Below are 17,042 nucleotides of genomic sequence, written 5' to 3'. Positions count from 1 at the left end.
CTCAGGCCGCGACCCGGCGCCGGTCCTTCACGAACATCAGGGCCAGGCCGCCGACGATGCAGACCGCCTCGGTGATGACGCCCCAGTACTCGGGCTGGCTGTTGAACTGGTCGTGGTTGCCGGCGAACCCGACGGTCGCGGCGAGCACGTACGCGCCGAGCGTCAGCACGCCGAACCCGACCGCGCCCAGCGCCGGCAGCCAGTGCCGCCAGGCGAGCACCGCGATGGCGAGCACCAGCCCGCCGATCGCGTCGAGCAGGAACAACGGGCCGACGATGCCCGGGTAGTCCTCAGTCCACAGGAAGTAGTGCACGCCCGCCGAGCCGAGCAGCGCGGCCGCCACGACGATGCGTAGAACCCAACTCACCATGATCGATCCTCCACTCCACACCCACTCGGCTATAGACACGGAACAGGGACCGATCCGGTTCACCGCGGATTGAACCGAAGCGGTGTCGATCTCGTTTAGAGGGGCATGACTGCCGAAACCCACTCCCGCCGCACCGTCCTGACCACGGGAGCCGCCGTCGCGGGCGCCGCCGTCGGCGCCGTCGCGCTCTCCGCGTGCGGTTCCTCGGACGACTCGAAGTCGGGCACCGCGCAGGCCCCGATCGCCGCCGGGACGCCGCTGGTCGCGCTCTCCGAGGTCCCGGTCGGGCAGGCGAAGGCCGCCAAGGCCCCGGACGGCACCGACGTGATCGTGGCCCGGACGTCCGAGTCGGCCTGCGCCGCGTTCAGCGCGATCTGCACGCACCAGGGCTGCACGGTCGCCCCGCAGGGCGCCGACCTGGTCTGCCCGTGCCACGGCTCGGTCTTCAACGCACTCACCGGGGAGGTCAAGCAGGGCCCGGCGAACAAGCCGCTGCCGAGCGTGCCGGTCAAGGTCGAGAACGGGAAGGTCGTCACCGGCTGACGAGCCGGGCGGCGCGAAGGGCCCTTGTGGACGGTCGTCCCCAAGGGCCCTTCGTGTGACAGAACGAACTCAAGCGTCCCAGCTGAACAGCTTCGCCCCGGCCGCGATGTCGCGTTCGGCGTCCAACCCGGACAGCACGTCGGCCGACGCGTCCAGCGCGACGACCGGCACGATCGCCGAGTAACCGGCCGCGGTGACCGCTTCCGGGTCCCAGCTGACGATCGGCTGGCCGGCCCGCACCTGCTCGCCCTTGACGACGTGCAGCGTGAAGCCCTCGCCCTTCTCCTTGACCGTGTCGATGCCCAGGTGCACCAGCACGGCCTTGCCGTCCTCGGTCGCGACGACGTAGGCGTGCGGGTGCAGCGTGGCGACCGTGCCGTCGACCGGCGCGACCGCGTCCGACCGCCCGCCCGTGGGCTGCACCGCGACGCCCGGACCCACCATGGCCTCCGCGAACACCGGGTCGGGGACCTCGGTGATCGGCACCACGCGCCCGGCGACCGGGCTGAGGATCTCCAGGCTCACAGGAGGTCCTCGATGTCGCTGGCGATCGTGTCCGCCTCCGGCCCGACGATCACCTGCAGGGCGCTCGCCCCCATCTTCACGACGCCCATCGCGCCGGCCTTCTTCAGCGCCGCTTCGTCGACGAGACCCATGTCGTCGACCTCGCACCGCAGCCGCGTGATGCAGCCCTCGATCTCGGTGAGGTTGCCCGCGCCGCCGAGTGCCGCGAGGATCTTTTCCGGCCTGTCATCCGCCATCGCGGTCTCCTTGATCACTGTTTGTTCCCAACCTGACGCGAACCGCGTGTCCACCTGTACTACGCCGTTCGTCGGCATGCACCCCGCCGCGGGCCACGAACGGATAACGGTGGTTGACACCCGTCCGCGCGGCGGAGCATCCTGCCCCATCAGATCATTGGTCTAGACCGGAACGTACCAATGTTCCGGGCCGGACGCGAGCACCGGTCCCCCGGTGCGACAGAAACGAGGAGGGTGACGCCGATGAGCGCGGCCGCGCACGTCCCGCCACCCGACCGGGTCGTCAACGGGCCCACGCCCAAGCACGCCCAGCTGCGCGAGATCCTCCGCCGGACGGTGGAACGGGAGCTCCCGCCTGGTGCGCCGATCCCGTCGGAACGCGAGCTGGCACAACGCTACGGCGTGTCGCGGCTCACGGTCAGATCGGCGATCGGCAAGCTGGTCGAAGAGGGCCTGCTCGCCCGGGTGCGCGGCAAGGGCACCTTCACCGCCGCCCGGCGGATGGAGCTGCAGCTGTACCTGATGTCGTTCACCGACGACATGCGGCGGCGGGGGCTGACCCCGACGACCGAGGTGGTCTCCGCGGCCACCGAGGTCCCGCCCACCGCCTCGGCGCACGCCCTCGGCCTCACCGAGGGCGCCCCCGCACACCACCTCGTGCGGTTGCGCCACGCCGACGGCGTGCCCCTGGCCGTCGAACGCGGCTGGTACCACGCGGGCCGGGCTCCCGGCCTGCTCGAGCTCGACCTGACCCAGTCCATCTACGCGCAGCTGGCCGAGACGTACGACGTGCGTCCCGACCAGGCGTGGCAGACGGTCTGGGCCGAAGGAGCGGATCGCGAGACGGCCCGGCTGCTCGGCATGCGTGCCGGCAGCCCGCTGCTCGTGTTCCGGCGGGTCTCCAGCGCGGGCGGCGACCCGATCGAAGACATCACGTCCTGGTACCGGGGAGATCACTACCAGGTGACCATGCAGTTGGACCGGAACACCCCGGAGCCCGGTCAACCACCCCACTATGGAGGATCCAGATGAGCTCCACCACCGCGGAGGGGGCGAAGAAGAGCGGCGGCGGCCTCGCCGGTCTTCAGCGCTTCGGCCGTAGCCTCATGCTTCCCATCGCCACGCTCCCGGCGGCCGGCCTGCTGAACCGCTTCGGTCAGGACGACATTCTCGGCAAGACCGGCCTGGGCTGGGACAAGGTCGCCGCCGTCGTCGGCGGGGCGGGCAACGCGCTCTTCGACTTCCTGCCCCTGCTCTTCGCGATCGGCATCGCAGTCGGCTTCGCCCGCAAGGGTGACGGTTCGACCGCCGTCGCCGCGGCGGTCGGCTGGGTCGTGCTCAACCGCGTGATCCAGGCGATCGCGCCGATCAGCAGCCAGACCGGGTACAAGCCGAGCTGGGACGGCTCGCCGCTGCACTGGCCCTACAGCGTGCTGACCGGCATCATCGCCGGTCTCGTCGCCGCGGTGCTGTGGCAGCGCTACTACCGGATCAAGCTGCCCGCGTGGCTGGCGTTCTTCGGCGGCCGCCGGTTCGTCCCGATCGTCACCGCCTTCGCCATGATCATCCTGGGCGTCCTGCTCGGCCTGGTCTTCAAGTACGTCGACCAGGGCATCCAGAACCTGGGCTCGGCGATCGTCGGCCAGCCGGTCATCGGTGGCGGCATCTACGGCTTCTTCAACCGCCTGCTCATCCCGGTCGGTCTGCACCAGCTGCTGAACGTCCCGGTGTGGTTCATCTTCAACGGCGGCGACCTGACCAACTTCTTCAACCACGTGCAGGGCTCCGGCACGTTCATGACCGGGTTCTTCCCGGTGTTCATGTTCGCGCTGCCCGCGGCCGCGCTGGCCATCTGGCAGACCGCTCGCCCGGCGCAGAAGAAGGTCGTCGGCGGTGTGATGATCGCGGCCGCGCTGACCTCGTTCATCACCGGTGTCACCGAGCCGATCGAGTTCTCGTTCATGTTCGTCGCGTGGCCGCTGTACATCTTCCACGCGATCATGACCGGCATCACGCTCGCCGTGGTCAACGCCCTGGGCATCAAGCTCGGGTTCTCGTTCTCCGGCGGCGCGATCGACTTCCTGCTGAACTCGAGCCTCGACACCGCGCACAAGGCGTGGCTGCTCATCCCGATCGGCCTGGTCCTCGCGGTGATCTACTACTTCGTGTTCCGGATCGTCATCACGAAGTGGAACCTGCGGACCCCCGGCCGCGAGGACGACTCGATCGAGGCGGACCTCGAGCGGACGTCCGCGAAGTAGCATCAGCACCGACGTAACCCCTGCTTGACGAGAGGACGAACATGCCGGAGAAACGCGTCGCCGTGGCGAGCAAGGTGGGCCTGCACGCCAGGCCGGCCGCGCTGGTGGCGAAGGCGGCCGCGGCGCAACCCGTCGCGGTGCAGATCGCCATGGCCGGCGGGAGCCCGGTGGCCGCCGGCAGCGTGCTCAACCTGATGACCCTCGCCGCCGGCTACGGCGACGAGGTCGTCATCAGCGCCGAGGGCGAGGGCGCCGAGGAGGCCGTGGAAGCGGTCGCCCAGCTGGTCGCCACCGACCTCGACGCCTGAGGTAGCACCACCCGCGAAGGCCTTCGCACCGGTCCCCGACACCGGTGCGGGGGCCTTCGCGGCGTTTCGTAGGGTGAACGCATGGAGAGCGTGCGCCTGATCGACGAATGGCCGGTGGACAACGCCGCGACGGCCGTGGTGGCCGCGGACGGGAGCGTCCTGGGCAGCCACGGCGACACCACGCGGAAGTTCCGGCTGGCCTCGGTCACCAAGCCGCTCACCGCCTACGCCGCGCTCGTGGCGATCGAAGAGGGCGTCGTCGAGCTGGACACCCCGGCCGGGCCCGAGGGCTCGACCGTGCGGCACCTGCTCGCGCACACCTCCGGGCTCGCCTTCGACGCGCACAAGGCCATGGCCGCGCCGGGCACCCGCCGGCTCTACTCCAACGCCGGGTTCGAGCAGCTGGCCGACGCGCTGGCCGAGCACTCGGGCATCCCGTTCGCGCAGTACCAGGCCGAAGCCCTGTTCGCCCCGCTGGGCATGACGGGCACGACCCTCGAGGGCTCGCCCGCGTCCGGCGCGGTGTCCACTGTGGACGACCTGGTCGCCTTCGCCGCCGAGCTGCAGGCGCCGAAGCTGCTGGCCGCGGCCACCGTCGCCGAGGCGACGAACGTCGTGTTCCCCGACCTGTCCGGGGTGCTGCCCGGGTTCGGCCACCAGAAGCCCAACGACTGGGGCCTCGGCTTCGAGATCCGCGACCACAAGAGCCCGCACTGGACCGGCGCGAACAGCTCGCCGCGGACCTTCGGGCACTTCGGCCAGTCGGGCACGTTCCTCTGGGTCGACCCGGACGCGGGCGCGGCCTGCGTCGCGCTGGCCGACCGCGCGTTCGGTCCGTGGGCGGCCGAGGTCTGGCCCGGCTACACCGACGCCGTCCTGGCGGAATTGAGCGCGTGAAGACCCTTCTCGCCGCGCTGCTGCTCCTGCTCGCGGCCTGCAGCGCGCCCGCGGCGGCGCCCGCTCCCCCGCCGGCGTCCCCGGCCGCCGCGGAGGCCCCGCCCGCGCTTGGCACGAACGGCGCCGCCGTGCCGGCGCTGCGCTGGGCGCCGTGTCACGGGAAGTACCAGTGCGCGGCCGCGGCCGTGCCGCTGAGCTACCGCGCCCCCAAGGGCGCCACGATCACCCTCTCGGTGATCCGGCTGCCCGCGAGCGACCCCGGCCGGCGGCTGGGTTCGCTGTTCTTCAACTTCGGCGGCCCTGGCACCGACGGCGTCGGCGAGCTGACCCGCTTCGCCGATCGCTACCCGCCCGAGCTGCGCGCCCGCTTCGACCTGGTGAGCTTCGACCCGCGCGGGATCGGCGGCTCCGCGCCGGTCAGCTGCCCCGGCGCGGACCATGCGCCGGCGCCCGGTTCGCCGCTGCGTCAGCCCGACGCGTTCTTCGCGGCGAGCGCGGCGGCGGGGAAAGCGTGCACGGCCTCCGGCGAACTGCTGAACCACCTGTCGACGGCGAACGTCGCCCGGGACCTGGAGCTGCTGCGCCAGGCCGTCGGCGACACCACGCTGAACTTCTACGGCTACTCCTACGGCACCTACCTGGGCGGCACGTACGCGAACCTGTTCCCGGACAAGGTCCGCGCGATGACCCTCGACGGCACGCTCGACCTCGTCGCCAACGCCACCGGGAAGCCGGGCCAGGAGAAGCAGCCGGTCGACGTCCGGGCCGACGTCGCCGGGGCGCAGCAGCAGGAGCTGGACCAGTTCTTCGCCGTCTGCGCGGCGGCCGGGCCGAAGTGCGCGTTCTCCGGCGGTGACCCGAAGGCGAAGTTCGCCGGGGTGTTCGCGCGGGCGTCGCGCACCACGGGCGTCGGCTCGCTGATGAAGACCGTCGACAGCGCGCTGTACCAGTCCGGGCGGTGGAAGCGGCTCGCCCAGACCCTTTCCGCGATGCCGTCGGATCCCGGGCCCGCCGCGCCGGTGCTCGACCCGTACGTGCCGACGCACCCCCCCGGCTTCCTGGCCGTCCAGTGCGTCGACAGCGACAACCCGTCTTCGCCGGCGGACTACGCCGCGCTCGCGGCCCGGGAAAGCACGCGCCAGCCGTACTTCGGGCTGGGCGCGGTGTTCTCGATGGCGCAGTGCGTCGGCTGGCCGGGACACGACCCCGAGCGCTACACCGGGCCGTGGAACCGGGCGCGGAAGAACCCGATCCTGGTGCTGAACAACCGGTTCGACCCCGCGACACCACTGCACAACGCGCAGGCGACGGCGGCGGAGCTGGGCGACGGGCGGGTGCTCGTCGTCGACGGGTACGGGCACACGTCGCTGGACGCCCCGAGCGCGTGCGCGTCGGCGGCCGTAGTGACGTACCTGACGGAGCTGAGCGCGCCGGCCGAGGGCACGACCTGCCGGCCGGACGCGGTCCCGTTCCCGTGATCGAGAAACCGTTCCCCGGCGCTGTTTCTCACTCACGACCCGCACGGGCCGGTCGTTCAGCCGAACGGCCGACGGCGGCAGGGTCTTTGGACCCTGCCCGGCCGCGCGGTGCGGTGGTGTCATGGTTCTCGTGCGGGCCCGCCGCCGGGCCGGTGCGGGGACCTCGGGCCCCGGCGGGCCGCACGCCAAGCTAGTCCATCAGCCGGATCGGGCTCCCGGCCTGGAAGGCCGCGATGTCCTCGACGGCGTCACCGTAGAAGATCTCGTAGGTCTCGCGGGCGACGAACCCGAGGTGCGGGGTGAGGACCGCGTTGTCGAGTGTCCTCAGTGGATGGTCGGCCGGGAACGGCTCGACGTCGTAGACGTCCAGCGCCGCCGTCCGGATCTCGTTGCGCCGCAACGCGTCCACCAGCGCGTCCTCGTCGACGATCGGGCCGCGCGAGGTGTTCACCAACATCGCACTCGGCTTCATCGCCGCGAGCTCGGCCGCGCCGACGAGGCCGCGCGTGCGCCCGCTGAGCACCAGGTGGATCGACAGGACGTCCGAGCGGGCGAAGAGGTCCTCTTTGGACACCGCGGTGACGCCGTGCGGGTCCGCCTTCTCCTGCGTCAGGTTCTGACTCCAGGCAATGGTCTCCATACCGAAGGCCTGCCCGATCTTCGCCGCACCGGCGCCGAGCCGGCCGAGGCCGAGCAGGCCGAGCGTCTTGCCGTGCAGCATGGTGCCGACGGTCGTCTGCCAGCCACCTTCACGCATGGACCGGAACTCCCGCGGCAGGTTCCGCGCCGCGGCGAGGATGAGCGCCCAGGTGTGCTCGGCGGTCGGCTCGCCGAGGTACCCGGTCTTCGACACGACGACGCCGTTGCGCTTCGCGGCGGGCACGTCGATGGCCGCGTTGCGCGGGCCGGTGCTGACCAGCAGCTTCAGGTCCGGCAGCTGGTCGAGCACCTCGGCGGGGAAGCGGGTGCGCTCACGCATCGCGACGATGACGTCGAAGCCTTGGAGCTGCCCGACGACGTCGGTGAGGGGCTCGGTGAAGACCGTTATGTCGGCCTTCAGGGAGTCCCAGTCACCGAAGGTCAGGGCGACGTCCTGGTAGTCGTCGAGGATCGCGATGCGCATGGCCTCACCGTAGTGGCACGAAGACATCCACGCGGACCAAGTGGTGGTCGGAGGCGTCGTTCAGCCGTGCCAGCGGATCCGACGGCACCGGCCAGAACACCTCCGCGTGCCACGGCAGCAAGCCCTGGGACGGCAGCACGTAGTCCGTCCGCAGGTTGCCCGGCGCGACGTCGTTGAAGTCGCCGGTGTCGAAGTACGGATTGCTCTTCTGCCCGACGTTCGCCCCGCCCTGGGCCTGCGACGCCAGCACCGCGCCCCGGCTGCCTGGGTGCGTCTCGAGCACGCGGCGCGCATCCAGCAGCTGGTCGATGGCGCCCGGGACGCTGTCGCCGTCCAGCGGGTCCGAGTTGTTGTCGCCCGCCACCACGAACCGCTCCGACGCGCCCAGGCCGCCGCGGTGGCCGCGGTCGTCGTGGATGTAGCCGCCCTTGCCCGGCGTCACGTAGTCCGCCCAGAAGCGGATCTCGTCGTTGTTGCGGGTGCCGTTGCGGTCCTCCGGGCCGTCGAAGCTCGGCGGCGTCGGGTGCGAGACCAGGAAGTGCACCGTCGAGCGGCCGATCTTCAGCGGCAGGTCCCAGTGCGACTTCGACGACAGCCGCAGGACGTTCAGCTCGGCCGGGCTGTACCAGTCGTGCGGGGCCGGCGTGGCCGGGTCGTCCGGCAGCAGCGCGCCCGGCATGTCCTTCCAGAGGAACTTCTGGAACGTCCGGACGTGCGCGAGGTCGATCGGGTACTTCGACAGCACCAGCAGGCCGTACTGGCCCTCGAAGGTGCCGAAGCCCTGGGCGTCGTTGCCGAGGCCGACCGTGCCGTCGCGGTCGAGGTCGAAGCCGGTCGGGACGCCCGTGTTCACCGGCGCGGTGTAGGCGTACGGGTAGTCGATCGGCTTCGCGCCGTGCTGCCCCACCGCCAGGTAGTTCTTCCGGAACAGGTCGGCGGCCCGGTTGCCCGGCACGTAGTCGAACTCGTTGATCAGCTGAACGTCGGCGCGGTTGCGCTGGACGACCTCGGCGACCTTCTGCGCCTGGACGTTGCCCGGCGTCGAGAGGTCGGTGACCAGCTGCCCGGCGGCCGCGCGGTTCAGCGAGGCGTTGAAGGTGGCGAAGCGGACGTTCTGCCCGAAGTTCGCGTCGGCGGTAGCGGGCACGAAGAGCGCGGCGAGCACGGCGAGCGACAGCCCGGCGGCAATGCGTTTCACGGTGATACCTCCCAGTCGGGCGACACCTTACGTGACCCAGCTCTCTTGAACACGTTCAAAAGTGGCGCTACGGTGCTTCTTGAACACGTTCAAAACGAGGAGGAACCATGGACCGCATAGTCATCGCCTACGCCCTCTACCTGCTGATCAGCATCCCGCTGACCGTGCTCGTGGCCCGTACGCTGAGCAAGCACGGCCGCACCTTCCTGGCCGAGGTGTTCGCCGACAGCCCCGGCCTGGCCACCGCCGTCAACCAGCTCCTGGTGGTCGGCTTCTACCTGATCAGCCTCGGCTTCGTGACGTTGTTCCTGACCAGCCGGTCGCGGGTGGACACCGCGCGGGACGTGTTCGAGCTGCTGTCGGTGAAGGTCGGCACGGTCGCCCTCGTGCTCGGCGTGATGCACCTGTTCAACGTGCTGGTGTTCAACGGCATCCGGCGCCGCCACCTGGCCCCGAAGCCCGCGCCCGCCCCGCAGCCGGTGCTCGCCGGACAGCCGGTGCCCTACCCCGGCACCCCGCAGGTCCCGCCCTTCCCCGCGCCCTGACCCGAGCGGCGCTAACGTGCAGAGCGTGCCGAAGAGCGAGGAAACGCGGTCCCTGATCGTCACCACCGCCATGCGGCTGTTCACCGAGAACGGCTACGACCGCACGACGATGCGCGCGATCGCCACCGAGGCGGGCGTCTCGGTGGGGAACGCGTACTACTACTTCTCTTCGAAGGAACAACTGATCCAGGGGTTCTACGACGAGATCGCGCGGCTCCACCTCGACGCCGCCCGCGCACTGCTGGCCGAGGAGCCCCGCTTCGCCGAGCGGCTGAAGGCGGTCCTGCTGTGCTGGCTGGAGCTGGCGGAGCCCTACCACCGCTTCGGCACGCAGTTCTTCGTCAACGCGGCCGACCCGGAGTCCCCGCTGAGCCCGTTCAGCGAGGAGTCCTCGGCCGCGCGGGACGCGTCGATCGAGCTGATGCGCGAGGTCGTCGAGGGCTCCGACGTCAAGCTCGACCCGGAACTGCGGGCGCAGCTGCCGGAGCTGCTGTGGTTGTTCCAGATGGGCGTGGTGCTGTTCTGGGTGCACGACCGCTCGGCCGGGGAGAAGCGCAGCCGGATGCTGGTGGAACGCAGCGTGCCGTTGCTCGCCCGGCTGGCGGCGCTGTCCCGGCTGCGGGTGTTCCGGCCCGTCAGCCGGGAGATCGTGGACCTGATCCAAGACCTGGCGCGGCGGGAGTAACAGGCGGCTGCCCGGGCGCGACCCTTTTCACGGCCTTGTACGCCCGTGGAGAGGTGGCTCGGGGTGCCGCTGAGTCTCACCCAGATCGTCAGCATCGTCGCCGGTCTGGCCGTCGCGGTGACCGGGTATGTGTACCAGCGGCGCAAGTACCTCAAGTCGCTGACTCGGGATCTCGGCTTGGAGACGTTCCCGCAGTACATCGTCCGCGGGATCGGGTCGCGACTGGTCCGGCGGCTTCGACCGCGGGTGGCGGCCCGGCTGAGCTTGCGTGACTTCGCGTTGAACCGGCTCGAGGCGAGTTCCAACCGGCTCCTGGTGCCGGCGGCGGTGCCGGTCGAGCTGGTGCTGGACGACATGTTCGTCCCGCTGACCGCGATCGCCGCCGACCGGAGCCGGCTTTCGGCCACCGCGATCCGGGACAGCGGTCACCGCCGGATCCTGCTCGTCGGTGACCCGGGGTCGGGCAAGTCGACCGTGGTGAAGCGGATCTACCGCGACATCTGCCGGACGTCGATCGCCATCGACGCCTCCTTCGCCCGCATTCCCGTGTTCATGGAGCTCAGGAAACTCACCTCGGCGAAGTTCGACGGCGCCGGGTTGGTCGAATCGGTCGAGAAGGAAGTCACGTCGATCAACACCTACGCCAGCAAGGACCTCTACGACTCGTTCGCCGACACCGGCCGGGTCACCGTCCTGCTGGACGGCCTGGACGAGGTGAACACCAGCGAGTTCGACGCGGTCTCCGCGCAGATCTCCGAACTCTGTGACCATCTGGCGAAGCGCCATGCGCACAACCAGGTCATCGTGACGACCCGGCGCCAGCTCTACGTGAACCTCGCTCCCGAGTTCACCGAGACCTTCGACGCGCACCTGACGCTGGAACCCTTCACGGCCGACGACATGTACGAGTTCCTGCGCAAGTGGCCCTTCCAGACCACGCCGGAACGGCACCGGTCACGCATCTTCGGCAACCTCGCCGCGCAACCGAACATCCGGAGCATGTGCGAGACGCCTTTGATCCTCGCGATGTACGTGGCGACCGACCAGATCACCGGCGGCGAAGGCCTGCCGGAAACCCGCCCCGACTTCTACCGGGCCGTGGTCGACGAGCTGCTCGTGCGGCGCTGGGGCCGCCAGCTCGGCCTGACCACCGGGCTCAACGTCCTGCGCCGGACCCGGCGGCAGGTGCTGGGCCGGATCGCCCTCGAGCACCTCCTCGACGGCAGCCAGTCCCGCAACGCGCTCGACTGGAGCAAGGCGGTGGCCATCGTCCAAGACGAGGAAGGACTTTCGGAGGCCGCGGCGGGTCAGCGCCTCCGCGAGCTGTCCCGGGACACGGGCCTGTTCACCGAGGAGCGCAAGGAGGAGACCCTCCGGTTCGTGCACCTGACGTTCTGCGAGTTCCTGGCCGCGGACGCGGTCGACCGTGGTGACGAGGAAACCTGGCACCGGATCACCCGGAAAGTCGAGGAAGGCAGCTCACACCGGTTCGGCGAGCGGCTGGCCGAAGTGATCGTCTTCTCGGTGGCCCTGCAGAAGAACGATCGGATCCGCCGGGAAAGCCTGTTGTGGACGCTCCGCACCGGGGTCGAGCTGGGACTGCGCGCCATCGCGGACAGCCAGCCCTACGACGACGAAGTCGTGATGGCGGAGCTGGCCCGGATCACCGATGCCCTTGCCGATGTGACCGATCGGGACGAGACCTGGTTCCATCTGTTCCGCTTGGCCGCCATCGCCCTGCGCGACCGGGAGCTGGCCGAAAGCTCGATCACCGGCAGCAAACCCAGCTACCTCAAACCGTTCTTCGTCAGCGTGACGGCAGGCGTCGAGGACGGGTTCGATCCGCTCTTCGTCTCCTACCTGCGGCTCGACCCCGGAGCTGCCCTCGAGCTGGCCAGGTCGCTCGGGCTCGAGATCGCCCGGGAGCGCCCGAAGCTGCTGATCAAGGTGCTCGACGAACCGGCGGTGCTGGCTCGAGCACTCGCCGAATTTCAAGCGAGCAAAGAAGGTATGCGGGATTGGGCCCGGATTCTGGCCATCGGGATCTTTTACCACGGCAGCGTGAGCCGTCGGCTCGCGTCGACCACCGCGGTTTTCCCGGTCTCCGAATGGCTACCCCCGCGGGAAGGGAAAAAGCGGTGCTGGCACAACAGCCGCATCGACCCGGGCGCCATCACCGGCGCTGTGTTCGAAGCCGGCTGTCGGTGGCCGGCGTCTTCGCCCTGCCTCAAGTTCCTCGCCACCATGCCGATCTACGGCTCGATCCGCAGCCAGCGGATCCGCAACGCGATTTCCGCGCTCACGTCGCTGAAGCTGGTCTTCATCGTGCTCGCCTGTCACCTTCCGACGTGGTTCGACCTCATCCACCCGGTGCATGCGGCGATCCTCTCCGCCCTGGCTTCGATCACCTACCTGCTCTCGTTCCTGCCCCTACGCTTCAACCACCTGGATCCGCAGTTGCGTGCGGCGTTCAGATTCATCGGAAGGGACATGTGGGAGCCTGGCAACCGGCAGTTGATCGAGACGGTGATCTCGAACCCCGGTTCGAGCACGCACGAGCTCGCGGTGATCGTGCGCGCGGTCGGCCGCAGATTCTCGACGAAGTTCGGCATTCCGTTTCCGGCGATCATGACCTTGACCCCGGTCACGCGACTCGACCTCTTCGACCTCGCGCAGCCCGCCTTGGTTTCGCTGGAGGTGGACGGCGATGAACCGGAAACCACGGAAGGGGACCTCAGACGAAGTCCCCTTCCGCGACCGGTCACACCGACGGACTGACCACCCGGAAGTACAGGAACCGCGGCTTGGTCCGCAGGTTCTCCGTCCACTTCGGATCAACGTCGGCCGTCTCGGGCAGCGGCATCGGCTCCACCAGCCGGTCCACCTCGAACCCCGCCTCGCGGACCGCGGTGAACGTCCAGCTCAACGGGCGCCGGTAGAACCGGACCTGGTTGCCCGGTGGGAACTCGTCCTCCAGCAGCTCCAGCTCGAAGTAGTTCTCCCGCGAGAACCACCGCCAGTCCTCGCCCGGGTGGTGCACCGAGAACGCCAGCACCCCGCCCGGAACGAGGACCCGGCGGAACTCGGCCAGCGTCGGGCCCCAGTCCTTCAGGTAGTGCAGCACCAGCGACGCCGTGATGACGTCGACCGACGCGTCCGGCAGCTCCAGTGGCCGGGACACGTCCGCGACCTCGAAGCGCGCCACCTCGCCGAACCTCCGCCGGGCGACCGACACCATGCCCTCGCTCGCGTCGACGCCGAGGACGTCCGCGCCCCGCTCGGCCAGTAGCGCGCTCAGGTGCCCGGCCGCGCACCCGACGTCCAGCACCCGCTTCCCCGAAACATCGCCCGCCAGGTCGAGGATCGCGGGGCGGTCGTACAGCGCGTTCGTCACGCTCTTCTCCGCGTGCGACGCGTATTCCTCGCTGAACGCGTCGTACTGCGCCGCCCGCGCCCTGGTGAGGATCTCCTCGACCACCTCGGTCTTGGCGTCGGCGTACCCCTGGATGTACTCCCACGTCTTCGCGGCCAGCTCACGCTTCTTCGCCGCGTACAACGCCAGTTCGGCGGGGTGCGACCGCAAGCGGTCGCGGAAGAGCCGGTAGCGCGGCGTCTGGCCGTTGCCCGGTGAGTACACGTGCAGGTTGATGTTCGTGTCCGGACCCTTGAAACAGCGGTGCTTCTCCCAGTCCCGCTCGCGGATCACGAGCCGGTAGCCCGCCGCCTCCAGCGGCGGGACATAGGCGTCCTCGTCGTCGGAGTCCGGCACTTCGAGGAGGATGTCGACGATCGGCTTGGCGCACAGCCCGGGCACCGACGTCGAGCCGACGTGCTCCAGCACGAGCACGCGCTCCCCCAGCACGTCGCGGATCCGGCCGGCCTCGCGCTCGAAGAGCTTCGGCCACTCCGGGTCGTAGTCGGCGAGTGTGACGGTCGAGTTGAGCTTCGGGCGTTCGCCGACCCACGGCGATTCTTGGCTGCTCATTCCGGCAGACCCCCTTGGTTTGGGCAGTCCGCCAGAATATCAACTTCGCGCAAGCGCTTTAGCCGATCGGCAGCGGCAGCATGTTCCCGGTGGCGGCGCGCAGGGCGTCCCGCATCGCCGCTCGCGGCGCGGGCCGGCCGGTGAAGTGCTCGGCCTGGCCGAACGCCTGGTGCAGCAGCATGTCCAGCCCGGTCGCGAGCCGGCCGCCGCGCTCGGCGACCGCCTCGGCCAGCGGCGTCGGCCACGGATGGTAGATGACGTCGAGGACGTGCTCGATCGCCGCGAGGTCGGCCACGTGCGGCACCACCGCCGCCGGCGGCACCGTGTTCACCAGCACGGCCGCGGACCCCAGCGCCGCGAAGTCCGTCTCGGCCCAGCGAAGCACGTCGACGTCGAGCGAAGCCCGCTTCGCCGCGTCGAGCGTTTCCCCGGCCCGCGCCGGATCCCGGACGACCAAGCGCACCTGCCGGACGCCGAGGGCCGCCAGCCCGACGACCGCCGCGGCCGCCGTGCCGCCCGCGCCGAGCACCACCGCGGTGTCCGCCGGCGAAGGCTCGTACCCGCCCGCCGCACGCAGGGCCCCGGTGACGCCCTCGACGTCGGTGCAGTCCGCGAGCCAGCCCTTCACCGAGCGGACCAGCGTGTTGGCCGCGCCGACGGCGGCCGCGCGCGCGGTCACCTCGTCCGCGTGGTCCAGCGCCGCGCGCTTGCCCGGCATGGTGACCGAGAACCCGGCCCACTCCGGGCCGAGGCCGTCGACGAACCCCGGCAGCTCCTCGGCACCCGTTTCGATCCGCTCGTACGTCCAGCCGGTCAGGCCGAGCGCGGCGAACGCGGCGCCGTGCAGCACCGGGGACAGCGAATGCGCCACCGGTTTGCCGAGGACAGCGGCGCGCCGGGGCTCAGAAAACGCCACGTTGCTGGGCCAGCTTCACGTTGGCCTTGTGGTCGTCGAAGGAGACCCCGAAGCAGGACAGGCCGTTCTTCTCGCACTTGACGAAGTACACCCAGTCCCCGGCCGTCGGGTGCACCGCCGCCTGGATGGCGTCGGCGCTCGGCACCGAGATCGGGGTCAAGGGCAGCCCGGTGTTCTTGTACGTGTTGTACGGCCCCGGCCGGTTCCGGTCCTCGTCGCTGGTCGCCAGCGTCGGGCGGTCCAGGGGGTAGTTGACCGTCGAGTCCATCTGCAGCCGCATGTTGATCGCCAGCCGGTTGTAGATCACCCGCGAGAGCTTGCCGAAGTCCGCCTTCACCGCTTCGCGCTCGATGATCGACGCGATGATCAGCGTCTGGTACGGCGTCGCCTCCGGGCCGGTCGACTGGGCGCTCAGCCCGGCGTTCTGGATCGCCTCGGTCGAGCTCTTCACGAGCTGGCCGAGGATCTCCTGGGCGTTCGCCCCGGGCCGGATGTCGTAGAGGCCCGGCGCGATCAGGCCTTCGAGCCGCCGGTCCTTGCGGTCGGCCTTGTTCGCGGGCTCGATCGCCCAGTCCGGCACGCCCAGCGTCTTCAGGTCCGCCGCGTCGACCGCCTTGCGCAGGTCGTCGGCCGTGATGCAGGTGCTCTTGCCGTTGATCTGCGCGCAGGACGCCTTGGCCATCAGGGTGAAGACGCCCGGCGTGACCTTGCCGTCGGGCTGGGTGATGTCGTCGAACTGCGTGTACGGCCGGATCTCCAGCTGCCCGACCCTCGAGGCCGGGGTGGTGATGCGGTCGACCGCGCTGCTGCCGGACATGTGCGACTTCATCACGTAGAAGCCGTGCTGGATGCGGGCCAGCTTCGGGTTGTCCTCGCCGGCCTTCACGAAGGCCTTGCCGCTGGCGACGACACCCGCCGTGGCGAGCTTCGCGCCGATCGCCGACGTCGAGTCGCCGTCGTCGACCTGGAACAGCACGTCGCCGTCGCCGGCGCCTTCGAAGTCCTCGTAGCCGAAGATCTTGTTGAAGCCGTAGTAGGCGCCGCCCGCGAGCAGCACGATCACGACGAGCGCGGCCACCCAGCCGATGGCGCGCTTGCCGCGCTTCTTCTTGCGCGGCGGCTCCGGCTCGTCGTCGTAGGCGTCCTCGTCGTAGTCCTCGTACTCGTCGTCGGCGTACTCGTCGTAGTCGTCGTACTCCGCGTACTGGTCGTCCTCGGCGAAGAAGCCGTCGGCCTCCGGCTCCTCGGGCGAGGGCTCGGCCGGGGGCGGCGCGGTCTGCGCGGGGATGATGTCGGTGACCGGCTCGTCGCGCACCGGCGGAGGCGGCGGACGGCGGCGGCGCGGGGGCTCCAGCCCGGGTTCGGGCACGCCGGCAGAGCGGTCACCCGGCTGGACGGGCCGCCGCGGCGGTTCGGCCGCGGCGCGGCGGCGCGAAGGCTCGTCGGGCTCGAGGGCGGCCCGGCGGCGGCGCGAGGCCGCCGGCTCGACCGGCTCGTCGGACACCGGCGCACCACGACGGCGAGCGGGCGGCTCGGCGGCCTCATCGGACACCGGCGCACCACGACGACGGGCCGGCGGCTCGGCAAGCTCGTCGGGAACCGGCGCGCCACGACGGCGCGAGACCGGCGGCTCGGCAAGCTCATCGGACACCGGCGCGCCACGACGACGGGCAGGCGGCTCGGCGGGCTCGTCGGGGACCGCCCGGAGGCGGGCCGGCTCTTCCGGGGCACCGCGCAGGCGGGCCGCCTGGGCTTCGGCGGCCTCTTCCAGGTCGAGCATCGCCTGGTGCCGGCGGGCCGCGTCGGCCTCGGCCAGCTCCTCGGGGCTCGGACGGCGACGGCGGGGCTCCGCCGGCTCCTCCGGGATCGGCGCCGGACGACGGCGGCGCGGGGCCTCCTCGGCCGGCTCCGGGGCACGGCGGCCGCGCCGCGGCGGGGCCGCGGCCTCGCCGGTCTCCGGGGCCGCGCGACG

Annotated in this window: 17 protein-coding genes; 9 read left to right on the top strand and 8 right to left on the bottom strand. The window is 70.7% G+C overall.

Annotated elements, in window-relative coordinates; translation table 11 throughout:
• Nucleotide 1: 1 nt before the first annotated feature.
• The gene (locus tag M8542_RS07275; protein WP_257919254.1) at nucleotides 2-370 is read right to left on the bottom strand and encodes a hypothetical protein; all 369 of its coding nucleotides are present in this window, start codon (nucleotides 368-370) and stop codon (nucleotides 2-4) included.
• 105 nt (nucleotides 371-475) lie between these two features.
• On the opposite strand from M8542_RS07275, the gene M8542_RS07270 reads away from it, so the two are divergent.
• Nucleotides 476-913, top strand: coding sequence for a QcrA and Rieske domain-containing protein (locus tag M8542_RS07270; RefSeq protein WP_257919253.1), 438 nt, complete (start codon nucleotides 476-478; stop codon nucleotides 911-913).
• 69 nt (nucleotides 914-982) lie between these two features.
• Here the strand turns inward: M8542_RS07270 and M8542_RS07265 are convergent, their stop codons facing one another.
• Together M8542_RS07265 and M8542_RS07260 are read right to left on the bottom strand one after the other, a co-directional pair.
• Complete coding sequence (locus M8542_RS07265; RefSeq protein WP_257919252.1) at nucleotides 983-1,438, bottom strand: PTS sugar transporter subunit IIA; 456 nt, start codon at nucleotides 1,436-1,438, stop codon at nucleotides 983-985.
• On the bottom strand, nucleotides 1,435-1,674 hold the full coding sequence (locus M8542_RS07260) for a PTS sugar transporter subunit IIB (protein WP_257919251.1): 240 nt from the start codon (nucleotides 1,672-1,674) through the stop codon (nucleotides 1,435-1,437). Before M8542_RS07260 ends, M8542_RS07265 begins: the two co-directional genes overlap by 4 nt.
• A 243-nt stretch (nucleotides 1,675-1,917) precedes the next feature.
• Between M8542_RS07260 and M8542_RS07255 the strand changes: the two genes are divergently transcribed.
• From M8542_RS07255 to M8542_RS07235, 5 genes are all read left to right on the top strand, one after another.
• Nucleotides 1,918-2,706, top strand: coding sequence for a GntR family transcriptional regulator (locus M8542_RS07255; RefSeq protein ID WP_086678278.1), 789 nt, complete (start codon nucleotides 1,918-1,920; stop codon nucleotides 2,704-2,706).
• Nucleotides 2,703-3,935 (top strand): PTS transporter subunit EIIC, encoded by a 1,233-nt coding sequence (locus M8542_RS07250; RefSeq protein ID WP_257919250.1) that lies wholly within the window; start codon nucleotides 2,703-2,705, stop codon nucleotides 3,933-3,935. Before M8542_RS07255 ends, M8542_RS07250 begins: the two co-directional genes overlap by 4 nt.
• Before the next feature lie 41 nt (nucleotides 3,936-3,976).
• The gene (locus tag M8542_RS07245; protein WP_257919249.1) at nucleotides 3,977-4,243 is read left to right on the top strand and encodes an HPr family phosphocarrier protein; all 267 of its coding nucleotides are present in this window, start codon (nucleotides 3,977-3,979) and stop codon (nucleotides 4,241-4,243) included.
• Nucleotides 4,244-4,324: 81 nt separating this feature from the next.
• Nucleotides 4,325-5,140, top strand: coding sequence for a serine hydrolase domain-containing protein (locus M8542_RS07240; protein WP_257919248.1), 816 nt, complete (start codon nucleotides 4,325-4,327; stop codon nucleotides 5,138-5,140).
• The gene (locus M8542_RS07235) at nucleotides 5,137-6,618 is read left to right on the top strand and encodes an alpha/beta hydrolase (RefSeq protein ID WP_257919247.1); all 1,482 of its coding nucleotides are present in this window, start codon (nucleotides 5,137-5,139) and stop codon (nucleotides 6,616-6,618) included. Before M8542_RS07240 ends, M8542_RS07235 begins: the two co-directional genes overlap by 4 nt.
• A 190-nt stretch (nucleotides 6,619-6,808) precedes the next feature.
• Here M8542_RS07235 and M8542_RS07230 read toward each other — a convergent pair whose 3' ends face one another.
• Nucleotides 6,809-7,741, bottom strand: a complete 933-nt coding sequence (locus tag M8542_RS07230; RefSeq protein ID WP_257919246.1) for a D-2-hydroxyacid dehydrogenase family protein — start codon at nucleotides 7,739-7,741, stop codon at nucleotides 6,809-6,811.
• A gap of 4 nt (nucleotides 7,742-7,745) precedes the next feature.
• Nucleotides 7,746-8,939, bottom strand: coding sequence for an endonuclease/exonuclease/phosphatase family protein (locus M8542_RS07225; protein ID WP_257919245.1), 1,194 nt, complete (start codon nucleotides 8,937-8,939; stop codon nucleotides 7,746-7,748).
• Nucleotides 8,940-9,046: 107 nt separating this feature from the next.
• Here M8542_RS07225 and M8542_RS07220 point away from each other — a divergent pair, with 107 nt between their 5' ends.
• The 3 genes from M8542_RS07220 to M8542_RS07210 all read left to right on the top strand — a co-directional run bounded on the left by M8542_RS07220 (nucleotide 9,047) and on the right by M8542_RS07210 (nucleotide 12,947).
• A complete protein-coding gene (locus tag M8542_RS07220) occupies nucleotides 9,047-9,484 on the top strand; it encodes a hypothetical protein (protein ID WP_257919244.1) in 438 nt (145 codons plus the stop codon).
• 25 nt (nucleotides 9,485-9,509) lie between these two features.
• Entirely contained in the window at nucleotides 9,510-10,169 is a 660-nt protein-coding gene (locus M8542_RS07215) for a TetR/AcrR family transcriptional regulator (RefSeq protein ID WP_257919243.1), read from the top strand.
• A gap of 63 nt (nucleotides 10,170-10,232) precedes the next feature.
• Entirely contained in the window at nucleotides 10,233-12,947 is a 2,715-nt protein-coding gene (locus M8542_RS07210; RefSeq protein WP_257919242.1) for an NACHT domain-containing protein, read from the top strand.
• Here the strand turns inward: M8542_RS07210 and M8542_RS07205 are convergent.
• From M8542_RS07205 to mltG, 3 genes are all read right to left on the bottom strand, one after another.
• Nucleotides 12,931-14,154, bottom strand: a complete 1,224-nt coding sequence (locus M8542_RS07205; protein WP_257919241.1) for a GrpB family protein — start codon at nucleotides 14,152-14,154, stop codon at nucleotides 12,931-12,933. The genes M8542_RS07210 and M8542_RS07205 overlap by 17 nt on opposite strands.
• Before the next feature lie 58 nt (nucleotides 14,155-14,212).
• Entirely contained in the window at nucleotides 14,213-15,070 is an 858-nt protein-coding gene (locus M8542_RS07200; RefSeq protein WP_257919240.1) for a shikimate dehydrogenase, read from the bottom strand.
• On the bottom strand, nucleotides 15,057-17,042 hold a 1,986-nt coding region (gene mltG, locus M8542_RS07195), incomplete at its 5' end, for an endolytic transglycosylase MltG (RefSeq protein WP_308210244.1). The genes M8542_RS07200 and mltG, both read right to left, overlap by 14 nt.

Source organism: Amycolatopsis iheyensis (assembly GCF_024703995.1).
GTDB classification, from domain to species: domain Bacteria; phylum Actinomycetota; class Actinomycetes; order Mycobacteriales; family Pseudonocardiaceae; genus Amycolatopsis; species Amycolatopsis iheyensis.
The sequence above is the reverse complement of the archived record's forward strand: the minus strand, read 5'-3'. Positions and strand labels throughout refer to the sequence as shown.

Coding starts and splice junctions, on each gene's coding strand:
- M8542_RS07250 (WP_257919250.1), top strand. CDS start 2,703: ATGAGCTCCACCACCGCGGAGGGGGCGAAGAAGAGCGGCGGCGGCCTC.
- M8542_RS07245 (WP_257919249.1), top strand. CDS start 3,977: ATGCCGGAGAAACGCGTCGCCGTGGCGAGCAAGGTGGGCCTGCACGCC.
- M8542_RS07270 (WP_257919253.1), top strand. CDS start 476: ATGACTGCCGAAACCCACTCCCGCCGCACCGTCCTGACCACGGGAGCC.
- M8542_RS07260 (WP_257919251.1), bottom strand. CDS start 1,674: ATGGCGGATGACAGGCCGGAAAAGATCCTCGCGGCACTCGGCGGCGCG.
- M8542_RS07240 (WP_257919248.1), top strand. CDS start 4,325: ATGGAGAGCGTGCGCCTGATCGACGAATGGCCGGTGGACAACGCCGCG.
- M8542_RS07205 (WP_257919241.1), bottom strand. CDS start 14,154: ATGAGCAGCCAAGAATCGCCGTGGGTCGGCGAACGCCCGAAGCTCAAC.
- M8542_RS07220 (WP_257919244.1), top strand. CDS start 9,047: ATGGACCGCATAGTCATCGCCTACGCCCTCTACCTGCTGATCAGCATC.
- M8542_RS07275 (WP_257919254.1), bottom strand. CDS start 370: ATGGTGAGTTGGGTTCTACGCATCGTCGTGGCGGCCGCGCTGCTCGGC.
- M8542_RS07255 (WP_086678278.1), top strand. CDS start 1,918: ATGAGCGCGGCCGCGCACGTCCCGCCACCCGACCGGGTCGTCAACGGG.
- M8542_RS07230 (WP_257919246.1), bottom strand. CDS start 7,741: ATGCGCATCGCGATCCTCGACGACTACCAGGACGTCGCCCTGACCTTC.